The sequence below is a fragment of the Pseudarthrobacter raffinosi genome, from assembly GCF_023913835.1.
Taxonomy (GTDB): domain Bacteria; phylum Actinomycetota; class Actinomycetes; order Actinomycetales; family Micrococcaceae; genus Arthrobacter; species Arthrobacter raffinosi.
The window spans coordinates 59,766-77,928 of record NZ_JAMXBG010000009.1 but is presented as its reverse complement, the minus strand read 5'-3'; the positions used below and the strand labels follow the sequence as shown (position 1 = coordinate 77,928).

General features: G+C 67.6%; 15 protein-coding genes. 5 read left to right on the top strand and 10 right to left on the bottom strand.

Annotated features, from left to right (window positions below):
- The first annotated feature begins 17 nt into the window (after window positions 1-17).
- Entirely contained in the window at window positions 18-1,169 is a 1,152-nt protein-coding gene (locus NG697_RS10835; protein ID WP_252614182.1) for a glutamate--cysteine ligase, read from the top strand.
- Between the two features lie 57 nt (window positions 1,170-1,226).
- On the opposite strand, the gene NG697_RS10830 is transcribed toward NG697_RS10835, so the two are convergent.
- The 6 genes from NG697_RS10830 to NG697_RS10805 all read right to left on the bottom strand — a co-directional run bounded on the left by NG697_RS10830 (window position 1,227) and on the right by NG697_RS10805 (window position 6,640).
- On the bottom strand, window positions 1,227-2,387 hold the full coding sequence (locus NG697_RS10830) for a tRNA (adenosine(37)-N6)-threonylcarbamoyltransferase complex transferase subunit TsaD (RefSeq protein ID WP_252614181.1): 1,161 nt from the start codon (window positions 2,385-2,387) through the stop codon (window positions 1,227-1,229).
- The gene (gene rimI / locus NG697_RS10825; protein WP_252598657.1) at window positions 2,384-2,920 is read right to left on the bottom strand and encodes a ribosomal protein S18-alanine N-acetyltransferase; all 537 of its coding nucleotides are present in this window, start codon (window positions 2,918-2,920) and stop codon (window positions 2,384-2,386) included. Before rimI ends, NG697_RS10830 begins: the two co-directional genes overlap by 4 nt.
- Window positions 2,921-2,922: 2 nt before the next feature.
- The gene (tsaB, locus tag NG697_RS10820; protein ID WP_056344197.1) at window positions 2,923-3,594 is read right to left on the bottom strand and encodes a tRNA (adenosine(37)-N6)-threonylcarbamoyltransferase complex dimerization subunit type 1 TsaB; all 672 of its coding nucleotides are present in this window, start codon (window positions 3,592-3,594) and stop codon (window positions 2,923-2,925) included.
- On the bottom strand, window positions 3,594-4,172 hold the full coding sequence (gene tsaE / locus NG697_RS10815) for a tRNA (adenosine(37)-N6)-threonylcarbamoyltransferase complex ATPase subunit type 1 TsaE (RefSeq protein WP_252609080.1): 579 nt from the start codon (window positions 4,170-4,172) through the stop codon (window positions 3,594-3,596). The genes tsaB and tsaE overlap by 1 nt, the downstream gene beginning before the upstream one ends.
- A 17-nt stretch (window positions 4,173-4,189) precedes the next feature.
- Entirely contained in the window at window positions 4,190-5,470 is a 1,281-nt protein-coding gene (gene alr, locus NG697_RS10810; protein ID WP_252598353.1) for an alanine racemase, read from the bottom strand.
- Window positions 5,471-5,548: 78 nt separating this feature from the next.
- Window positions 5,549-6,640 carry a carbohydrate kinase family protein gene (locus NG697_RS10805; protein WP_252608936.1) on the bottom strand — a complete coding sequence of 364 codons (1,092 nt, stop codon included), beginning with the start codon at window positions 6,638-6,640 and terminating at the stop codon, window positions 5,549-5,551.
- A 70-nt stretch (window positions 6,641-6,710) separates the two neighbouring features.
- Here NG697_RS10805 and NG697_RS10800 point away from each other — a divergent pair, with 70 nt between their 5' ends.
- Complete coding sequence (locus tag NG697_RS10800) at window positions 6,711-8,153, top strand: family 4 glycosyl hydrolase (protein ID WP_252598355.1); 1,443 nt, start codon at window positions 6,711-6,713, stop codon at window positions 8,151-8,153.
- Here NG697_RS10800 and NG697_RS10795 read toward each other — a convergent pair.
- Window positions 8,150-8,674 carry a GNAT family N-acetyltransferase gene (locus tag NG697_RS10795; RefSeq protein ID WP_308293085.1) on the bottom strand — a complete coding sequence of 175 codons (525 nt, stop codon included), beginning with the start codon at window positions 8,672-8,674 and terminating at the stop codon, window positions 8,150-8,152. The genes NG697_RS10800 and NG697_RS10795 overlap by 4 nt on opposite strands.
- Window positions 8,675-8,793: 119 nt before the next feature.
- Between NG697_RS10795 and mshA the strand changes: the two genes are divergently transcribed.
- The 3 genes from mshA (at window position 8,794) to NG697_RS10780 (ending at window position 12,951) form a co-directional block, all read left to right on the top strand.
- Window positions 8,794-10,068 (top strand): D-inositol-3-phosphate glycosyltransferase, encoded by a 1,275-nt coding sequence (gene mshA / locus NG697_RS10790; RefSeq protein ID WP_252598356.1) that lies wholly within the window; start codon window positions 8,794-8,796, stop codon window positions 10,066-10,068.
- Window positions 10,069-10,156: 88 nt separating this feature from the next.
- Window positions 10,157-11,845: a formate--tetrahydrofolate ligase gene (locus tag NG697_RS10785; RefSeq protein WP_252598357.1), complete on the top strand. Its 1,689-nt coding sequence runs from the start codon at window positions 10,157-10,159 to the stop codon at window positions 11,843-11,845.
- 146 nt (window positions 11,846-11,991) lie between these two features.
- Window positions 11,992-12,951: a DUF559 domain-containing protein gene (locus tag NG697_RS10780; RefSeq protein WP_252598358.1), complete on the top strand. Its 960-nt coding sequence runs from the start codon at window positions 11,992-11,994 to the stop codon at window positions 12,949-12,951.
- Window positions 12,952-13,078: 127 nt separating this feature from the next.
- Here the strand turns inward: NG697_RS10780 and NG697_RS10775 are convergent, their stop codons facing one another.
- The 3 genes from NG697_RS10775 to NG697_RS10765 all read right to left on the bottom strand — a co-directional run bounded on the left by NG697_RS10775 (window position 13,079) and on the right by NG697_RS10765 (window position 18,060).
- Window positions 13,079-14,164 carry an inositol-3-phosphate synthase gene (locus NG697_RS10775; RefSeq protein WP_252614180.1) on the bottom strand — a complete coding sequence of 362 codons (1,086 nt, stop codon included), beginning with the start codon at window positions 14,162-14,164 and terminating at the stop codon, window positions 13,079-13,081.
- 158 nt (window positions 14,165-14,322) lie between these two features.
- Window positions 14,323-15,360, bottom strand: coding sequence for an L-glyceraldehyde 3-phosphate reductase (gene mgrA, locus NG697_RS10770; RefSeq protein WP_252614178.1), 1,038 nt, complete (start codon window positions 15,358-15,360; stop codon window positions 14,323-14,325).
- Between the two features lie 51 nt (window positions 15,361-15,411).
- Complete coding sequence (locus NG697_RS10765; protein ID WP_252598361.1) at window positions 15,412-18,060, bottom strand: hypothetical protein; 2,649 nt, start codon at window positions 18,058-18,060, stop codon at window positions 15,412-15,414.
- Window positions 18,061-18,163 lie beyond the last annotated feature (103 nt).

Below are 18,163 nucleotides of genomic sequence, written 5' to 3'. Positions count from 1 at the left end.
AACAGTTAGGGGAACGCATGAAGATTGATTTCGCTTCATCGAAGCAATCAACTCTTGGTGTGGAATGGGAGCTTGCCCTGGTGGACGGCCAGACCGGCGAACTGGCATCAGTGGCCAACGAAGTACTCAGCGGCGTCGTCGCCAAGCACCCCGAACTCAACGAAGACGACGAACACCCGCACATCAAGCAGGAACTCCTGCTCAACACCGTGGAACTGGTCACCGGCATCTGCGAGACCGCCGCCGAAGCCAAAGAAGACCTCAGCCGGTCCCTGGCCGCGGTGCGCGAAATCACCGACCCCATGGGCGTGGAGGTTTTCTGCGCCGGCAGCCACCCGTTCAGCCCGCCGCAGTTGCAGCCCGTGACGGACAAGGCCCGGTATGCCAAGCTGATCGACCGCACCCAGTGGTGGGGCCGGCAGATGGTCATCTACGGCGTGCACGTCCACGTAGGCCTCGACCGGCGCGAAAAGGCACTCCCCGTGCTGGACGGCCTGGTCAATTACTTCCCGCATTTCCAGGCGCTCTCGGCGTCGAGCCCGTTCTGGGGCGGCGAGGACACCGGCTACGCGTCGCACCGGGCCCTGATGTTCCAGCAGCTGCCGACGGCGGGCCTGCCCTTCCAGTTCCCGTCCTGGGACGAATACGAGTCCTACGTCCAGGACATGTTCACCACCGGCGTGATCGACGCCCTGTCCGAGATCCGCTGGGACATCCGGCCCGTTCCGAACCTCGGCACCATCGAAATGCGCATCTGCGACGGCCTGGCCACCCTGGAGGAGGTGGGCGCGATTGCCGCGCTCACCCAGTGCCTGGTGGATGAATTTTCCACGACCCTGGACAACGGCGGCACCATCCCCACCATGCCGCCGTGGCACATCCAGGAGAACAAGTGGCGTGCCGCCCGCTACGGCATGGAGGCCATCATCATCCTCGACGCCGCCGGCAACGAACAGCTGGTCACCGACCACCTCCTGGAGACCCTGAACCGGCTTGAGCCGGTGGCAGCGAAGCTCGGCTGCCCCGACGAACTGGCCGACGTCGAGAAGATCATCCGCCGCGGCGCCGGGTACCAGCGGCAGCGACGCGTCGCTGCAGAGCACGGCGGCGACCTGCAGGCCGTGGTGCTGGACCTGGTCAAGCAGATGCGGAACGGCCCGACGGGGTAACGCAGTCCCTGCGGGGTTTCGACAGGCTCAACCACCGGAAGCTTCGCGGCAGTCGGGTCAGGCCAGGAGTGAGACCGCGGTGACGGGCATCGAGGAATCCGGGGCGAAGCGGATGCCGCTGGGCCCGATCCCGGCCATCACCAGCTGCGCACCGAGGGCCGCCACCATGGCGCCGTTGTCCGTGCACAGGTCAAGCGGTGGCACGTGGAGTCTGATTCCGGCGGACGCACAACGCTGGCCGGTGAGTTCGCGCAGCCTGGAGTTGGCCGCCACGCCCCCGCCCAGCAGCACGTCCTTGATGCCATGCTCCCGGCAGGCCAGGACGGCCTTGGACGTGATCACATCCACCACTGCTTCCTGGAAAGCTGCGGCGATGTCGGCCACCGGCACGTCTTCGCCGCGGGCCTCGAACTGCTCGACACACCGCGCCACCGCCGTCTTCAAGCCGCTGAAGGACCAGTCGTAGCGGTGTTTTCCAGGCTCCTCGGCGGTGCCCATGTACTTGGGCTGGCTGAGGCCGCGCGGGAAGCGGATGGCTTTGGCGTTGCCGGTGCGGGCCAGCCTGTCGATGACCGGGCCGCCCGGGTAGCCGAGGCCCAGGATGCGGGCCACCTTGTCGTATGCCTCGCCGGCGGCGTCGTCGATGGTGGAGCCGAGGAGCTGGACGTCGCTGGTGATGCTGTGGATCTTCAGGATTTCGGTATGCCCACCGGAGACCAGCAGGGCGCCCAGGTTTTCCGGGAGACGGCCTTCGTGGCCGAGCCCAACCGCAAGGCTGGCGGGACGGCCGGCGGTGCCGCTGGCCCCACGGCCGGCGGCAGCTCCGCCGTCGGACTTCCCATCCAGCAGCCCGACGCCGACGTGCGCCACCAGGTGGTTGATGGCATACAGCGGTTTTCCGGTGGCCACGGCGAGGGCCTTCGCGGCGCAGACCCCCACCATCAGTGCTCCTGCGAGCCCCGGCCCGGAGGTGACGGCAAGGGCGTCCACGTCCTCCAGCGACACGTCGGCGTCGGCCAGGGCCTGGCGCAGGGTAGGCACAAAGGCGTCAAGGTGCGCGCGCGAGGCGATCTCGGGGATCACGCCGCCGAAGCGTACGTGCTCGTCCATCGAGGAGGACACCGTGTTGGTGAGCAGCGTGGTGCCTCGGACGATGCCGACGCCGGTTTCGTCGCAGGAGGATTCGATGCCCAGCACCAGGGGCTGCGAACGGTTCATGGCTGGCCTGCTTCTGTTGTGTGATCCTGGGCTGGTGCGGGGTCAGCTGACGCTGGGTCGGCAGTGGCTTCGGGGACCAGCTGCAGCCGCATGATGAGGGCGTCAACGCCGTCGCGGTAGTACCCGCGGCGGACGTGGATCTGTTCGAAGCCGAACCGCACGTACAGCTGCTGCGCCCGGGGGTTGTCCGCGCGGACCTCCAGGAGGACGTCCGCCGCCCCGCGGAGACCGGCTTCCGTGATCAGCCTGTTCAGGAGCGTAGAGCCTATGCCCCGGCCTTCGCATTCAGGCACGACGGCGATGGTCTGGACATCCGCGATGGGCTCGATGCACATCAGGCCGGCGTAGCCCACTATCTCGCCGCCGCTTTCCGCCACCAGGTAACGGCGCGTTTCCGGCTGGGACAGTTCGGACAGGAACATGTGCAGCGGCCACGCGTCCGCAGGGAACAGCCGCTGTTCGAGGGCGTCCACGGCGGGCACGTCCTTCAGGGTCATGTCCCGGAAAACCACTCCGTCAGCGCTGGTCGGCATGCTCACAGGGCCCGCTTCCGTGGGCCGGGGACCTGGGCGTCCGATTCCCGGAGGTACAGGGGTGTGGAGTCGAGCAGCTGCCCGCCGGCTGCCAGCCGGGCCAAGGCGAACTGTCCGAGGTAGAGGGCGTCCGGTTGTTCGTTGCTGAATCCCGGGTCTGCGCGCAGCACGTCACTGTAGAGTCCGGCGCCGGCGCCGTAGGCCGGGAGGTCCGGCAGGTCGGCCGCGAAGCTGACGTGCGGGCCGTCCTCGAGCTGCGGCAACTGGCCGTCGGCGAGGCTGTACCGCGCCCAGTAGACCTCTTTGCGCCGGGCATCCGTGACCACCAGGAATTCGGCCGCGGCATCGGTGGACTCAGCCACTTCCAGTGCCACGGCGTCCAGGCTCATCAGCCCGTACAGCGGTTTGTCCCAGACGAAGGCGAGCGTCCGGGCGGTTGCGATCCCCGAGCGCAGGCCGGTAAACGGGCCGGGGCCCACGCCTGTCACGATCGCGTCAATGTCCCCGCCGGTGACGCCCGCAGAGGCCAGCAGGTCCTCGATGCCGGGTGCAAGCACTTCGGCGTGGCTGCGCGTGTCCTCGGTGGAGAAGCTGGCCACCACGCCTTCGAGGGCGTCGTCCGAGACGAGTGCGGCACTGGCCACGGCGGACGTGTCGATGGCGAGAATGAGCATCAGGGTGTCCCTTCGATGGCGCCGCCCAGAGCAGGCTTGGTGCTCCAGCGGGGACCAAACCCGCGCAGCACGATAGTGCGGGGTTCGTCGAAGTCCTCGGTGTCAAAGTCGAGGATTTCGGTGTGGCCGGGCATTGGTTCCGCGGCGCCTATGGCGTCCAGCCCGATCGCCCGGTGCAGGTCCACTTCCAGCCGGCTCTCGCTCAGGTGCTCCACCCGGCCGCGCCCCCATTCCACCACGGTCACGGACGAGTCCAGCGTGTTTTCCAGGTCAATATCGTCAATTTCCGACGCCGATCCCAGCCGGTACGCGTCCACGTGCACCAGGTCCGGGCCACCGGGCCGCGGGCCGTCGGGCAGGTTGGGATGGATGCGGACCAGGACAAACGTGGGCGAGATGATTCCCGCGCGCACGCCCAGGCCTTCGCCGAGCCCCTGCGTGAAGGTGGTTTTGCCGGCCCCCAGCTCGCCGGTCAGCACCAACAGATCCCCGGCCTGCAGCTCCGCCCCTAAAGCGGCACCGAGCGCGTGCGTCTCATGCGCCGTCGTGACTCTCCGCGTCTGTTCCCAGGTGGGCATCTCTGCCGGGAGCACGCTCACGGTGTTGCCTGCCCGGCGTCGGGATTGCCGATGGCAGAACGCCCGGCGCCAGGAACGTCGCCGGCTGGGCGGCTGCCGGAAGGCTCGACGGCGGGACTTTCGTTGATGACCCGGCGCGGCACCCGCGGGCTGATCCGGGTCACGATCTCGTAGTTGTTGGTGCCGGCGGCGACCGCCCAGTCGTCCGCCGTGGGCCCGCCGTCGTCCCCGTTGCCGAACAGCACCGCCTCGGCGCCGAAGAGGTCTGCGCCGGCGGGGCCGATGTTGCCGAGGTCGATGACCATCTGATCCATGGCGATGCGCCCCACCACGGGGTAGGTCCGGCCAGCCACCCGGACGGGACCGCCGGTGGCAATGCGGGGCACACCGTCGGCGTAGCCCAGCGGGATCAGCGCCAGGGTGCTGGGGCCGCTGGTGCGGTAGCGCAGGCCGTAGGAGACGCCCTGCCCGTCGGGGACCTGCTTGCATTGGGACACCAGGGTGCGCAGCGTCATCGCGGGCCGGAGGCCCAGTTCGGCGGACGTCTGGCCTTCGAAGGGCGAGAGGCCGTAGATGCCCAGGCCCACGCGGACCAGGTCAAAGTGAGTATCGGGGCGGGACAGCGTGGCGGGGGTGTTGGCCAGGTGACGGACTTCAGCGTCCACGCCGGCGTCCTCGGCCACAGCCAGCACCTCGCGGAAGGCCGCCAATTGTTCATCGGTTTCCGGCCGTTCGGGTTCATCTGCCACGGACAGGTGGGAGAAGATGCCCACCACGCGCAGGAGGCCCTGGTCCTGGTACTCCATGGCTTCGCCCAGCAGCTGGTCCCAGGCATCGAGCGCTACGCCGTTCCGGCCCAGGCCCGTGTCCACTTTCAGGTGGATCCGCGCGGGACGTTCCTGGTCACGCGCGGCGGCCACAATCCGGTCCAGTTCCCAGCCGGAGCAGCCGATGTCGACGCCGGCAGCCACCGCTGCGGCGAAGTTGCTTTCCGCCGTGTGCAGCCAGGCCAGCAGGGGGGCGTCGATGCCCGCGGCCCGCAGCGCCAGCGCCTCGGAGATGTGCGCGACCCCCAGCCAGGACGCGCCGGCTTCGAGGGCGGCCCGGGCCACCGGAACCGCGCCGTGTCCGTAGGCGTCGGCCTTCACCACGGCCATGACCCTCGCGGGTGAGGCCGCGTCTGCCAGCCGCCGCACGTTGTGGCGGATGGCGTCCAGGTCAATGACGGCGGACCGCTCGTACTGAGGATCAGGTCCTGAGGCCGCGCGGAAGTCACCGGTCGTTACGGGATAAGTCACCCTAGTGATTCTAGTGCGGGGGCCCGGGACGGGATAATCGCGCCGCGTTCCCGGCGCACGGTTCAGGGCGCCACGGCGTCAGGCGTCGGACAGGTGCGCGATGGTGGCGGTGGCGCGGCGCTGCGCTGCCAGCGGGACGTCGCTGATAATGTCCGCCAGGAAACCGAAGCGGCGGAGCCACTGGCTGCTCTGGCGTTCGGGCCGGGAGTTGGCCCGCTTCCACCAGTCCGCGATGTCTCCCCAGCCGGGCGCTGCCAGCGAACCGCCCACCTCCTGCACGGCCAGGGAGGCGCAGAGGTTGGCGAAACGGAGCCGGTTGCCCAGCGGCCATCCGGCCAGGCTGCCCACGATGAAGGCTGCATCAAAGCAGTCGCCGGCTCCGGTGGGATCAAAGGCAGTCACCGGCAACGACGGCACCCACTCCTCCTCACCGGTTTCCGAGTCAACCGCCATGGCACCCTGCGCCCCGAGCGTCACCACTGCAACGGGCACACGGTCCGCCAAGGCATAGAGTGCGGACCACGGGTTGTCCTTCCCCGTGAAGGCCATGGCCTCCCGCTGGTTGGGCAGGAAAGCGTGGAAGTACTGCAGGTTTTCCAGCCGGACCGGTGACCACTCGCCGCTGGGGTCCCAGCCCACATCCCCGAACAGTTTGACGCCGGCCTGGTGGGCGGCGACAGCCCAGGGTTCAATCTCGACGTCGAGCTCGGCAATGCCCGCGAGCGCCGGCGGGGGCGGACCGATCAGTTCCGACGACGTCACGGGCGCCGGGTGTCCATGCGTCACCAGGGAACGGTCGTTGTGGACGCTGAGCGAGACGGTCACCGGGGAATGCCACCCCGGGATGCGGCGCGACAGGCTCAGGTCCACGTGTTCCTGCCCGGCCAGGATTTTCCAGTTGTAGTCTCCGTAGCCGTCGTCGCCGAAGGCGGCTGCCAGTCCCGTGCGCAGTCCCAGCCTCGCCGCGGCAATTGCCTGGTTCGCGACGCCGCCGGGGCAGCTGCCCATGCCTTCGCTCCAGATTTCCGTGCCCGGCTCGGGCGCGTGGGGCAGTCCCGTGAAGATGATGTCCTGGAAGACAGTGCCGGCCAGGAGGAGGTCGAACCCGCCGTCGGACGGTTTCCGGAGGGCAGAGAGCGGGTCGAAGCGGCGGTCCGGGATGGCGTCCATGTCCGGCACACTACGCCCTGCCGCGGCCCCACGGTAGGGGCGCGCCCGGCGCCCGCCTAGACTGCTGACTATGCGGCTTATGATTGCCGGCGGCGGCGGATTCCGCGTGCCGCTTGTGTACCGGGCGCTGGCGTCCGGCGCGTTTGCGGGGCTGGTCAGCGAACTGGTGCTGTTCGACGTCGATCCCGACCGCCTCCGCGCCATCACCGCGGTGCTGCGCGCCATGCCCGAGTCCGACTGCGGCGCTGCCGGAGGCCCCACCTCCGGCCCGAACGCAGGTGCCAAGGCCCCCGCCGTCCACACCACGACGTCCCTGCCGGAGGCCCTGGCGGGTACAGACCTGGTGTTCGCCGCCATCCGCCCCGGCGGCACGGCCGGCCGGATCAGGGACGAACGCGTGGCCCAGGACCTTGGCCTGCTCGGCCAGGAAACCACCGGCGCGGGCGGCATTTCCTACGCCCTGCGCACCATCCCGGAAATGCTGCACCTGGCGCGGCAGATGCGGGAGTTCTGCCCGGACGCCTGGCTGATCAACTTCACCAACCCGGCCGGCATGGTCACCGAAGCCCTGCTGCCGGTCCTTGGCCGGCAGGTCATCGGGATCTGCGATTCCGCGGGTGGGCTGGTGCACCGGGCGGCCCGCGCCGCCGGCCTGACGCTGCCCGACGGAACGCTCGACGGCGTGGGCTACTACGGGTTGAACCACCTGGGCTGGCTCCACCGGCTGGAGTCCGGCGGCCAGGATCTGCTGCCCGCGCTGCTGTCAGATGCCGCTGCCCTCAGCACCTTCGAGGAAGGCCGGCTCTTCCCGCAGCCGTTCCTCCAGGACCTGGGCGCCCTGCCCAACGAATACCTCTATTACTACTACCAGCGGGACAGCGCCGCGGCGGCCATGCGCGCCATGGCCCAGACCCGCGGCGAGTCCATCCACCACCAGCAGGCCGAACTCTATCCGCGGCTCGCCTCAGCCGGGGCGGAGGCGTACACGCTGTGGGACGCCGCCCGCCGCTCGCGGGAGGAAGGCTACCTCGCGGAGGCGCGGACCCACGGCGAGCAGCGCGACGAGGACGACCTCGCCGGCGGCGGCTACGAACGCGTCGCCCTGGCGGTGATGCGCGCGTTGGCGGGAGCCGGGGACGCCCAGCTCATCCTCAACACGCCCAACACGCTTCCGTCCGGTCCTGGCGGGGCGACCGCCCCCGGCAGCACCACCCCGGAACCGGCCATTCCGGGACTGCCGGCGGACGCCGTCGTCGAGGTCCCCTGCACGGTAACGCCCGACGGCGCGGTGCCGCTTACGCAGTCAGCCCCGGGACCGGAGCAACTCACCCTCCTCCAGCGCGTCAAGGAGGTGGAGCGGCTCACCGTCCGGGCAGCGACGCACGGAGACCGGGCGGCCGCCGTCGACGCTTTCGGTCGGCATCCCCTGGTGGATTCCCCCGCCCTGGGGGCACAGCTCATGGCCGGCTACGAGCACGCGTTCCCTGCGCTGCGCGGGCTTTGGCGCGGCTAGAGCTTCCGGTACATCACGTGCAGGCCCACGTATCCGAGCGTGGGGTGGTTGAACGCCTCGGGGATGGTGGCGAGGATTTCGAAGCCCATCCCCTGCCAGGCGGCCACCGCGCGGACATTGCTTTCCACCACGGCGTTGAACTGCATGGCCCGGAAGCCCGCGTCCCGTGCCGCGTCCAGGGAGTATGCGCACAGGGCCCGTGCCACGCCTTTGCCGCCGTGGCCGCTGTGGACCATGTAGCCGGCGTTGGCCACGTGGCTGCCCGCGCCGCCCTGGTTGGGGTGCAGTTCGCCGGTGCCGATCACGCCGCCGTCGGGCGTCACGGCCACAAACGCCTGGCCGGGGGCATCCTTGAACCAGAGGGCCCGGGCGTCGGCCTCAGTTGTGTCCCGGTCCCAGGTGAACGTCTCGCCGGACCGGATGACGGGCTCCAGCACGGCCCACATGCCGGGCCAGTCGGCGTCCGTGGCGGGGCGGATCGAGTATTCTGCGGAACTGTGCGGTGTTGTGGCTGCATTCACACGCGCCACGTTAGCAGCCGGCCACGTGCCGGGAGGCCGCCCGGGAGCGGCTGGAGTAGTGTTTTACCGAGTGGGCAACAGCGGGGCCCACGCCGCGCCAGCGGTGGGAAGGAGAAGTCATGACATTGATCCGCAGGGTCGCGTTACTCTCCCTCCACACCTCCCCGATGGAGCAGCCAGGCTCCGGCGACGCCGGCGGGATGAACGTCTACATCCGCGAGCTGGCCTCGGCGCTGGCCGATACCGGCGTGCAGGTTGAGATCTTCACGCGCTCCACCTCAGCCAAGCAGGCCGCCGTCGAACATCCGAACCCCGGCGTGTGCGTCCACAACGTGCTGGCCGGGCCGCCGCGGAAGATCCCCAAGGAAGAACTGCCGGAGCTGCTGCACCACCTGGTGGCCGAGATCGACCAGATCCGCCAGCGCCAGCCGCACGGCCGTTACGACGTCATCCATTCGCACTATTGGGTGTCCGGGATCGCCGGCCTGGAGCTCTCGGAGCTCTGGGGTGTGCCGCTGGTCCACACCATGCACACCATGGCCAAGGTCAAAAATCTCCTGCTGGAGTCCGGCGAACAGCCCGAGCCGCGGCGGCGGGAGGAGGGCGAGCACCGGATTGTCGACGGCGCCGCCCGCCTGGTCGCCAACACCACCGCCGAAGCCGAAGAGCTGGTGTCCCACTACGGTGCTGATTACGATCGCATCGATGTGGCGCCGCCAGGGGTGGACCTCAGCACCTTTACACCCGCGTTCCGCGCGCGGTCCCGGGCCGAACGCGGTGTTTCGCCGGAGACGTTCCACTTGGTGTTCGCCGGCCGCATCCAGCGGCTGAAAGGCCCGCAGATCCTGCTCAAAGCCGCGGCCCTGCTTCGCGCCCGGCGGCCCGAGATCGATCTCCGGCTCACCATCCTGGGCGCCCTCAGCGGCAACAAGGACTTCAACCTCCGGCACCTGATCGCCGAATCTGGACTGGACGACGTCGTCACGCACCTTCCCCCGGTCAGCGCCAGTGACCTGGCGTCCTGGTTCCGGGCGGCGGACGTTGTGGTGATGCCCTCCTACAGCGAATCGTTCGGGCTGGTGGCCATCGAGGCACAGGCCTGCGGGACGCCCGTGGTGGGCACCCGGGTGGGCGGGCTGTCCCGCGCCATCTGCCATGGCCGGACCGGGCTGCTGGTGGACGGGCACCATGCCAAGGACTGGGCGGACGCGCTCGAAGCGATGTACGACGATCCGGACACCCGTGCCGATATGGGGCGGGCTGCGGCCATCCGGGCGGAGAACCTGGGGTGGAACCGCACTGCCGCCATCACGCTGGAAACGTACCACGCCGCCGTCGAACAGCAGTTGGCCAGCCGGCTGACCCCAACTTCCCCAACCCTCTCTCACCTTTGAGCCGTTTCCCCCCAACCCTCTCTCACCTTTGAATCGTCGGCTGATAGATTGTCGCGCACAGTGTTCCGCACAGAGCCAAAGGACATCGATGTCTGAAAACAAGGTCCTCACCGATCTTGAGATCGCGCAAAGGGCCGCCATCCTGCCCATCGGGGAGATCGCGGAGCGGGCCGGTATCAATGCCGATGCCGTGGAGCCGTATGGGCGGTACAAGGCGAAAATCGACCCCGCCCGGCTGCGGCTCCCCGCGGGAAAGACCGCCGGGAAAGTGGTCCTCGTCTCGGCCATGTCCCCCACCCCGGCCGGCGAGGGAAAGTCCACCACCACGGTGGGACTGGCCGATTCGCTGGCACGGGCGGGCCACAAGGTCATGATCGCGCTGCGCGAACCGTCCTTGGGCCCCATCCTGGGCATGAAGGGCGGGGCGGCGGGGGGCGGCTATTCCCAGGTTCTGCCCATGGACGAGATCAACCTGCATTTCACCGGTGACTTCCACGCGATCACTTCGGCCAACAACGCGCTCATGGCCCTTGTGGACAACCACATTTTTCAGGGGAATGAGCTGAACATCGATCCGCGGCGCGTGACGTTCAAGCGCGTCCTGGACATGAACGACCGCTCGCTCCGAGAGGTGATCATCGGCCTCGGCGGACCGGCGCAGGGCGTGCCGCGCCAGGACAGTTTCGACATCACAGCGGCCTCCGAGATCATGGCCGTCTTCTGCCTGGCCACGGACCTGGACGATCTGCGCGAGCGCATAGGCCGCATCACTGTGGGCTACAGCCACGACCGCCAGCCGGTCACGGTGGCGAATCTGGGTGTCCAGGGCGCGCTGACCATGCTGCTCAAGGATGCCCTCAAGCCCAACCTTGTCCAGTCCATCGCCGGCACGCCCGCCGTTGTCCACGGCGGCCCGTTCGCGAACATCGCGCACGGCTGCAACTCCCTCATCGCCACCCGGACAGCGCAGCAGCTGGCCGACATCGTGGTCACGGAAGCCGGCTTCGGGGCGGACCTCGGCGCTGAGAAGTACATGGACATCAAGGCGCGCATCGCAGACGTGGCACCGTCCGCCGTCGTGGTGGTGGCGACGGTCCGGGCGCTCAAGATGCACGGCGGCGTCCCGAAGGACCAGCTCAAGGAGCCGAACGTCGAGGCGCTGGCCGCCGGCGTCGGGAACCTGAAACGGCACGTGCACAACGTCGAGAAGTTCGGCATCGCGCCGGTGGTGGCCATCAACAAGTTCGCCACAGATACGCCCGAAGAGCTGGAGTGGCTGCTCGCCTGGTGCGCCCGGGAAGGCGTACAGGCCGCGGTCGCCGACGTCTGGGGCCGGGGCGGAGGGGGCGACGGCGGCGATGAACTCGCGGCGAAGGTCGCCGCCGCGGTGGCGGCGCCGTCGGACTTCCGGCACCTGTATCCGCTGACCCTGTCTGTGGAGGACAAGATCCGGACGATTGTGCAGGAGATCTACGGGGCCGACGGCGTGGAGTTCTCGGTGCCGGCACTCAAAAGGCTGGCCGACATTGAGAAGCACGGCTGGGGCGGAATGCCCGTGTGTATGGCGAAGACGCAGTATTCGTTCACCGACGACGCCTCGCAACTGGGCGCACCCAAGGGCTTCATCATCCACGTACGCGACCTCATTCCGAAGACCGGCGCCGGCTTCATCGTGGCCCTGACCGGTGCCGTCATGACCATGCCCGGCTTACCCAAGGAGCCCGCCGCGATGCGCATGGACGTCGACGCGCACGGCAACCCAGTCGGCCTCTTCTGACCTATCCCGCCCCCACCCCGGACGCTCTCTCACATATGGTGGGTTTCCAACGAACCCTCTCTCACCTTTGGGGCCTTTCCAGGCAACGCTCTCTCACCTGTGGATAACTTCTGCGGGCACCGGCGACTCTGAGGAACAATGCCGGTATGCACACGCAGACTGCGCTTCCCGCCACATTGGCATCCGGCCCGTTCACGCTCACGGACGCCACAGCCGAAGGCGTACCTCGGAATCGTCTCCTTCGGCCCGACGTCGCGCATGTCAGCCGCGGACTGTACCGTCCCGCAGACTGGGATTTCGAACTTGAGGCTGCCGCCCGCGCGCTCTCGGCAGCCACTCCGGGTGCCTGGATCTCGCACGTAACGGCGGCACGTCTTCGCAGTTCGTGCCTTCCACCGTGGCTCTCCGACTCCACGGAACTGCATCTGAGCAAGCCGCGGTCCCTGCCGAGCGTTCGCCGCAAAGGCGTGATCGGACATACGGTGACCGCGGCTGATGACGAGGTCGAATCGGTTGACGGAATCCGCATCAGCACGCGTCCGCGCACATGGCTGGACATGGCCCGCGTGCTGCCGTTGAAGGACCTCATATGCCTGGGTGACGAGTTGATCCGGTTGCCCCGGCAGGCGTTTGAAAACCGCGATGTACCGTTCACCACCATTGAGGAATTGCGCGCCCTGACGGGTCGGCACAAAAACCTCCAGGGAATTGTCCGCGCCCGCGAAGCCCTGGAACTCATGCGAGTCGGAGCGGATTCCGGCCCGGAGACCCTGCTCCGGCTGGCAATGCTCGACGCCGGGGTCCCCGAGCCCCAGCTTCAGCTCACGCTGCGCGAGGCAGACCCGCTGTCGCCGTCGGCGGATCTGGGATACCGCCATCGGCGCGTGGCCATCCAGTACGACGGCGGCCATCACCTCATGCCCAAACAGAAACTCAGCGATCGGCGACGGGACAAGGCCTTCGAAGCCGCCGGCTGGACGGTCCTCATTTTCGGTAAAGAGGATCTGGCCGATGGATTCGAACGCGCCGTCAGCATTCTCAAAAGGGAACTGCGGTCCGCCTGGGTGGATCCCGCGGTCGTGTCCGGCTTTTCGCATTCGATGTAGTGAGAGAGCGTCCGCCAGAAACGCCCCAAAGGTGCGAGAGCGTCGCACGGGGCTTTAAACGCCGGACGCTCCCCCACCAAAAAGTGAGAGAGCGTCCGGCAAAAACCCACCAAAGGTGAGAGAGCGTTTAGCGCTCGAGGTCTCCGCGGATGAAGGCCTCGACCTTGTCACGGGCGAGGTCGTCGTTGAACTGCTCCGGCGGGGACTTCATGAAGTAGCTCGAGGCCGAGAGCAGCGGGCCGCCGATGCCGCGGTCCAGGCCGATCTTGGCGGCGCGGATGGCGTCGATGATCACGCCGGCGGAGTTGGGTGAGTCCCAGACTTCCAGCTTGTATTCGAGCGATACGGGGGCATCACCGAAGTTGCGGCCTTCGAGGCGGACGAAGGCCCATTTGCGGTCGTCGAGCCACTGGACGTAGTCGGACGGGCCGATGTGGACGTTGCGCGGTGCAATCTCGGCTTCAACGTTGGAGGTCACGGCCTGGGTCTTGGAGATCTTCTTGGACTCGAGGCGGTCGCGCTCCAGCATGTTCTTGAAGTCCATGTTGCCGCCGACATTCAGCTGGTACGTGCGGTCCAGCGTGACGCCGCGGTCTTCGAAGAGCTTGGCCATAACGCGGTGCGTGATGGTGGCACCGATCTGGCTCTTGATGTCGTCGCCCACGATCGGCACGCCGGCGGCGGTGAACTTGTCGGCCCATTCCTTGGTGCCGGCGATGAACACGGGGAGGGCGTTGACGAACGCCACGCCGGCGTCGATGGCAGCCTGCGCGTAGAAGTGCGCTGCATCCTCGGAACCAACCGGGAGGTAGCAGACCATAACGTCGGCCTTGGATTCGCGGAGCGCGGCGACGATGTCAACGGGCTCTTCGGGTGACTGTTCGATGGTCTCGAGGTAGTACTTGCCGAGGCCGTCCAGGGTGTGGCCGCGCTGGACGGTCACGCCGGTCGGGGGCACGTCGGCGATCTTGATGGTGTTGTTCTCGCTGGCCAGGATGGCGTCGGCGAGGTCCACGCCCACCTTCTTGCCGTCAACATCAAAGGCGGCAACAAACTGGACATCGTTGACGTGGTACTTGCCGAACTCCACGTGCATCAGACCCGGGATCGTGGCCTGGGGATCGGCGTCACGGTAATAATGCACGCCCTGGACGAGCGAGGCGGCGCAGTTACCCACACCAACGATGGCAACACGAATCGGATTTGCAGACACGGAGCTCCTTTGAAGACAACTTCAGCCGCCAGGACGGTTAGTACCGGAAAGTACGACGGCGGCACGCTGGCAGTGCGCCATTCGGCGCCTTTTCATCTTACCCAACCATGCGGGGGCCGGGATTGTTCCCGGCCCCCGCCAGTTGAAGCGTTACGTTGTTACTTCTGCTTCCATAGGTTGATGTCCGACTCGACGGCGAACTCGTCGATGGCATTGACCTCGTCTGCGGTGAAGTCCAGGTTGTTGATGGCGGACAGGGTGTCTTCCAGCTGCCGGACGCTGGAAGCGCCGACGAGTGCGGAGGTCACGGAGGAGCCCTCGCCCTGCTCGCGGAGGATCCAGGCGATCGCCATTTGCGCGAGGGTCTGGCCCCGGCCCTCGGCGATCCGGTTGAGCCCGCGGACGCGGTCCAGGTTCTCGGGAGTGATCATGGCTTCGTCCAGGGACTTGTGCTGCGCTGCCCGGGAATCCGCGGGCACGCCGTTGAGGTAGCGGCCTGTGAGCATTCCCTGGGCCAGCGGCGAGAAGGCGATGCAGCCGGCGCCCACCTGCTCCAGGGCCTCGTACAGGTTGGGGCTGCCGTTCTCGGTCCAGCGGTTCAGCATGGAGTAGCTCGGCTGGTGGATCAGCAACGGCGTACCGAGTTCCTTCAGGATCCGCGCGGCCTCGAGGGTCTGCTCCGGAGTGTAGGACGAGATGCCCGCGTACAGCGCCTTGCCCGAGCGGACGGCCTGGTCCAGCGCGCCCATGGTCTCTTCCATCGGCGTTTCCGGGTCCGGGCGGTGGCTGTAGAAGATGTCCACGTAGTCCAGGCCCATGCGCTTCAGGGACTGGTCCAGGCTGGCCAGCAGGTACTTGCGGGAGCCAAAGTTGCCGTACGGGCCCGGCCACATGTCGTAGCCGGCCTTGCTGGAGATGATGAGTTCGTCGCGGTACGGCTTGAAGTCGTCCTTGAAGTGGCGGCCGAAGTTGGTCTCGGCGGCGCCGTAGGGCGGTCCGTAGTTGTTCGCGAGGTCGAAGTGGGTGACGCCCAGATCGAAGGCGCGGCGCAGGATGGCCCGCTGCACTTCGAAGGGCTTGTCGTCGCCGAAGTTGTGCCACAGTCCCAGGGAAATGGCCGGCAGTTTCAGTCCGCTGCGTCCGACGCGGCGGTAGGGCATGGATTCATAGCGGTCTTCCGCGGCTGAATAAGTCATACATACCATCCTGCCATCTGTGACGCGCGCTACAGACCGCAAGGCCCCGGGTTACGTCTCCGGAGCCGGCAGGGAATTGACGACGGCGGCAATCGCCGCGTCGTATTGGGGCGCCTGCAGGTAGTCGCTGTGGCTTACTACGAGGAACTGGTACGTGAAGGGATCCATCTCCTGCGCGTAGGGGTCTGTCCCGACGTTCTCGGCACCTCCCGGACCTTTATAGAGAACCGGGAAGCCGAGGTAATCGGTCTTGCGGTACAGATTCACCCATCGATTCGGACCGGCCCCGAGGACGTGGCTGAGGTTCACGTCGAACTGAACCGCCGGTTCGCCGGTCACAATGCGCTCATCGTCCGGGCTTCCGGCCGCGGTGAGCTTTGTCCGGCCCGCCGGGGCGGTGGCGAGCACGGCCGGACCCAGGAGTTCCGGGAAGAACCGGCCGAAATAGGACCTCAGCTGCGTGCCGTAGGTCAGCAGCCCGATCCGGTTGAAAGGCAAATCCGGCCGGGTTGACTTTAGATGGAACAGGGCGCTGACGGCGATCACCGCACCAAGGCTGTGCGCCGAGATCGCCACCATGCCGGTTTTGGCAGGGGGCGCGCCGTCCGTGCCATCCAGCCACGCCGCAATCCTGGCGGCAAATTCGGGGACCGCCCGCTCGCCGTAGCTGGGGGGACCGAACGGGTGGGCGGTCTTGGGCATAAAGCACATCAGGTCCCAGAGCAGTGCCAGTGGCCGGGAGTTCGGTTTGGCCGACATCACGGCAAGCGCAACAATGGTGGCGCCAGCCGCAGCGAGACCCAGGACACCCATGCTTTCGATCAGCCCGTAAAGCCCTGCCACCGGACCGGAATTCCACCAGTCCTTGAAGGTGCCCAGAATCAAGGCTGACAGCAGCCCCAGGAAAATGAGGACGGCCAGCAGCGACACCACGGCCTCTGCCCGGTGAGCGAGGGACGCGGTCCGCCGGGCGGCCACTAGTTTTCGGCCGGCCGCTTCCTGCTGCGGCAGGGGCGGATCGGCAGAGTAGGCCAAGAGCAGCTCCGAGACGGCGGCTTCCTGCGTATTCCAGGTCATCGATCGCACGGCCCGCCACGTGCACAATCCCCAGGCGACGGCACCCGCGACGATCACTCCCAGCAGCAGCCCGCTGAAGAGCGAAAAGACCGACGGCGGCATCAGGACGTCACCGGCCATGGACCCGTACCGCCACATCCCGTCAGCCGTGGCAGCCCGCCGCTCGAGGTTGCGCTGGAGTACGGTGGCGGCAGCCCCCACAATTGCGCAGCTCAGAATGGTTGCCGCTCCCAGGGCAAGGGTGGAGAAGACCGCCGAGCCCTTGCCCCGCCAGCCGAGAGTCCGTTTGTCGTAGCCCTCCCTTCGGAGCCGGCTCATGGTGAGGATCAGCACCAGCATCACGAACATGAGCCCGGCCGGAGCGGTGCCCAGGCCCAGCATTCGCGTTGCGCCCGGGACCCCGCCGTCGGGAGCACCTGAGAGAACGGCTGCCAGACCGGCCGCGAGGACGCTGATGATGGCTCCGCCGGAAATCCAGCCCATCAATGATGATCCGTCCCGGGACGGCATGTCCGGATTGTCCGGGGACTTCCGGACCGTCTCAATCCCCGCAAGCACCACCGCGCCGGCCGCGACCAGCCACGCGAAGACCATCGCGATGCCAGTCAGGCCGATTCGCCCGGGCGCCATACGAAGGGCGCACTCCGTGAAGAATGTGCCCAGGCTTCCGCAGGCAACGCCATCGATCCGTGTCCAGAGCCCGTCCCAGGCGATGATGGCGCCAACCGCGGCAAGCGCCGCCCACACGTGCAGCCACCCGTTGTAGCGGATCTCCTTACGCGCTTCCCACAGATTCCGGATCATCAGCGTAGGGAGCGCTGCTATTTCCTCGACACTGCTGCCGGCCACTACCTGGGTATCATTGCCGAGGTTCGGCCGGGGGTGGAACCGGGTCCGCGCCAAGTAGGCGATGGCTGCCAGGACGGCCACCGACACGATGGGCATCAGGGCAAACATGACGACGCGTTGTCCGCGGGTCCTGCCGGCCAGGCCGTCCAGGAAGGCCGGCAGCGCGGAGCAGACGCGGCGTTCCTGGTCCGGGACGTCGGCGGGAAAACACTGGACCGCGATCAGGTCCATCGAGACCACGGCCGCCGTCACCACAAAGTACAGGGTCAGACCCAGCGCGAAGAGCCTGATCCGTCCCGCTCCGTCGTGCCCGCGAGGCTTGTTGTCCGCGTAGTCGATGCGCGGTTCCGCCTGCCTGGTCACTGGATCGGTAACCGCCTGCTGCTTAACGGCGGGCAGCGGCCGGCTCCAGTAGGCGGCGTTGGTCAGCCCGAAGGGCATCAGCAGGAACCAGGCCGTCCGTACCGCGGCGTCGGCGACCTTCCCGGCCATTCCTACTCCAGTGAAGCGAGCCAGCCGCCCCCACGAATACGCCTCCACCACCCGGCGGCTGCCACCGTTTGCCGCGGCACCGGCACCTGCGCTTGCACCGGCATCGGAGTCCACAACGGCGCCTTCGGCCCCGGCGCCCACCCCGACTTTGGCCCGGTAAAAGCCCGCGAGCTCGTCACCCCAGGAGAGCTCCACGTCGTCGGGCTTGAGTGACCGCTTCCCCGATCGGAGGAGCTCGTGGGGCGGGGTGTTGCGGATGCCATGGATCCGCAATTCAAGCATGGGCGGAACCTTCGACGCGCTATTCGCTGGGTCACCCATGACGGCCTCCATCGCCCGCACACCACCGAGCCGCCCATCACGGCTGGTCAGTACGCGAATAGTA

What these genes read in the sequence shown, in the direction of transcription:
- NG697_RS10835 (WP_252614182.1), top strand. Translation starts at nt 18, where the DNA reads ATGAAGATTGATTTCGCTTCATCGAAGCAATCAACTCTTGGTGTGGAA.
- NG697_RS10830 (WP_252614181.1), bottom strand. Translation starts at nt 2,387, where the DNA reads ATGAACCGTTCGCAGCCCCTGGTGCTGGGCATCGAATCCTCCTGCGAC.
- rimI (WP_252598657.1), bottom strand. Translation starts at nt 2,920, where the DNA reads ATGCCGACCAGCGCTGACGGAGTGGTTTTCCGGGACATGACCCTGAAG.
- tsaB (WP_056344197.1), bottom strand. Translation starts at nt 3,594, where the DNA reads ATGCTCATTCTCGCCATCGACACGTCCGCCGTGGCCAGTGCCGCACTC.
- tsaE (WP_252609080.1), bottom strand. Translation starts at nt 4,172, where the DNA reads ATGCCCACCTGGGAACAGACGCGGAGAGTCACGACGGCGCATGAGACG.
- NG697_RS10805 (WP_252608936.1), bottom strand. Translation starts at nt 6,640, where the DNA reads ATGGACGCCATCCCGGACCGCCGCTTCGACCCGCTCTCTGCCCTCCGG.
- NG697_RS10800 (WP_252598355.1), top strand. Translation starts at nt 6,711, where the DNA reads ATGCGGCTTATGATTGCCGGCGGCGGCGGATTCCGCGTGCCGCTTGTG.
- mshA (WP_252598356.1), top strand. Translation starts at nt 8,794, where the DNA reads ATGACATTGATCCGCAGGGTCGCGTTACTCTCCCTCCACACCTCCCCG.
- NG697_RS10785 (WP_252598357.1), top strand. Translation starts at nt 10,157, where the DNA reads ATGTCTGAAAACAAGGTCCTCACCGATCTTGAGATCGCGCAAAGGGCC.
- NG697_RS10780 (WP_252598358.1), top strand. Translation starts at nt 11,992, where the DNA reads ATGCACACGCAGACTGCGCTTCCCGCCACATTGGCATCCGGCCCGTTC.
- mgrA (WP_252614178.1), bottom strand. Translation starts at nt 15,360, where the DNA reads ATGACTTATTCAGCCGCGGAAGACCGCTATGAATCCATGCCCTACCGC.
- NG697_RS10765 (WP_252598361.1), bottom strand. Translation starts at nt 18,060, where the DNA reads ATGCTTGAATTGCGGATCCATGGCATCCGCAACACCCCGCCCCACGAG.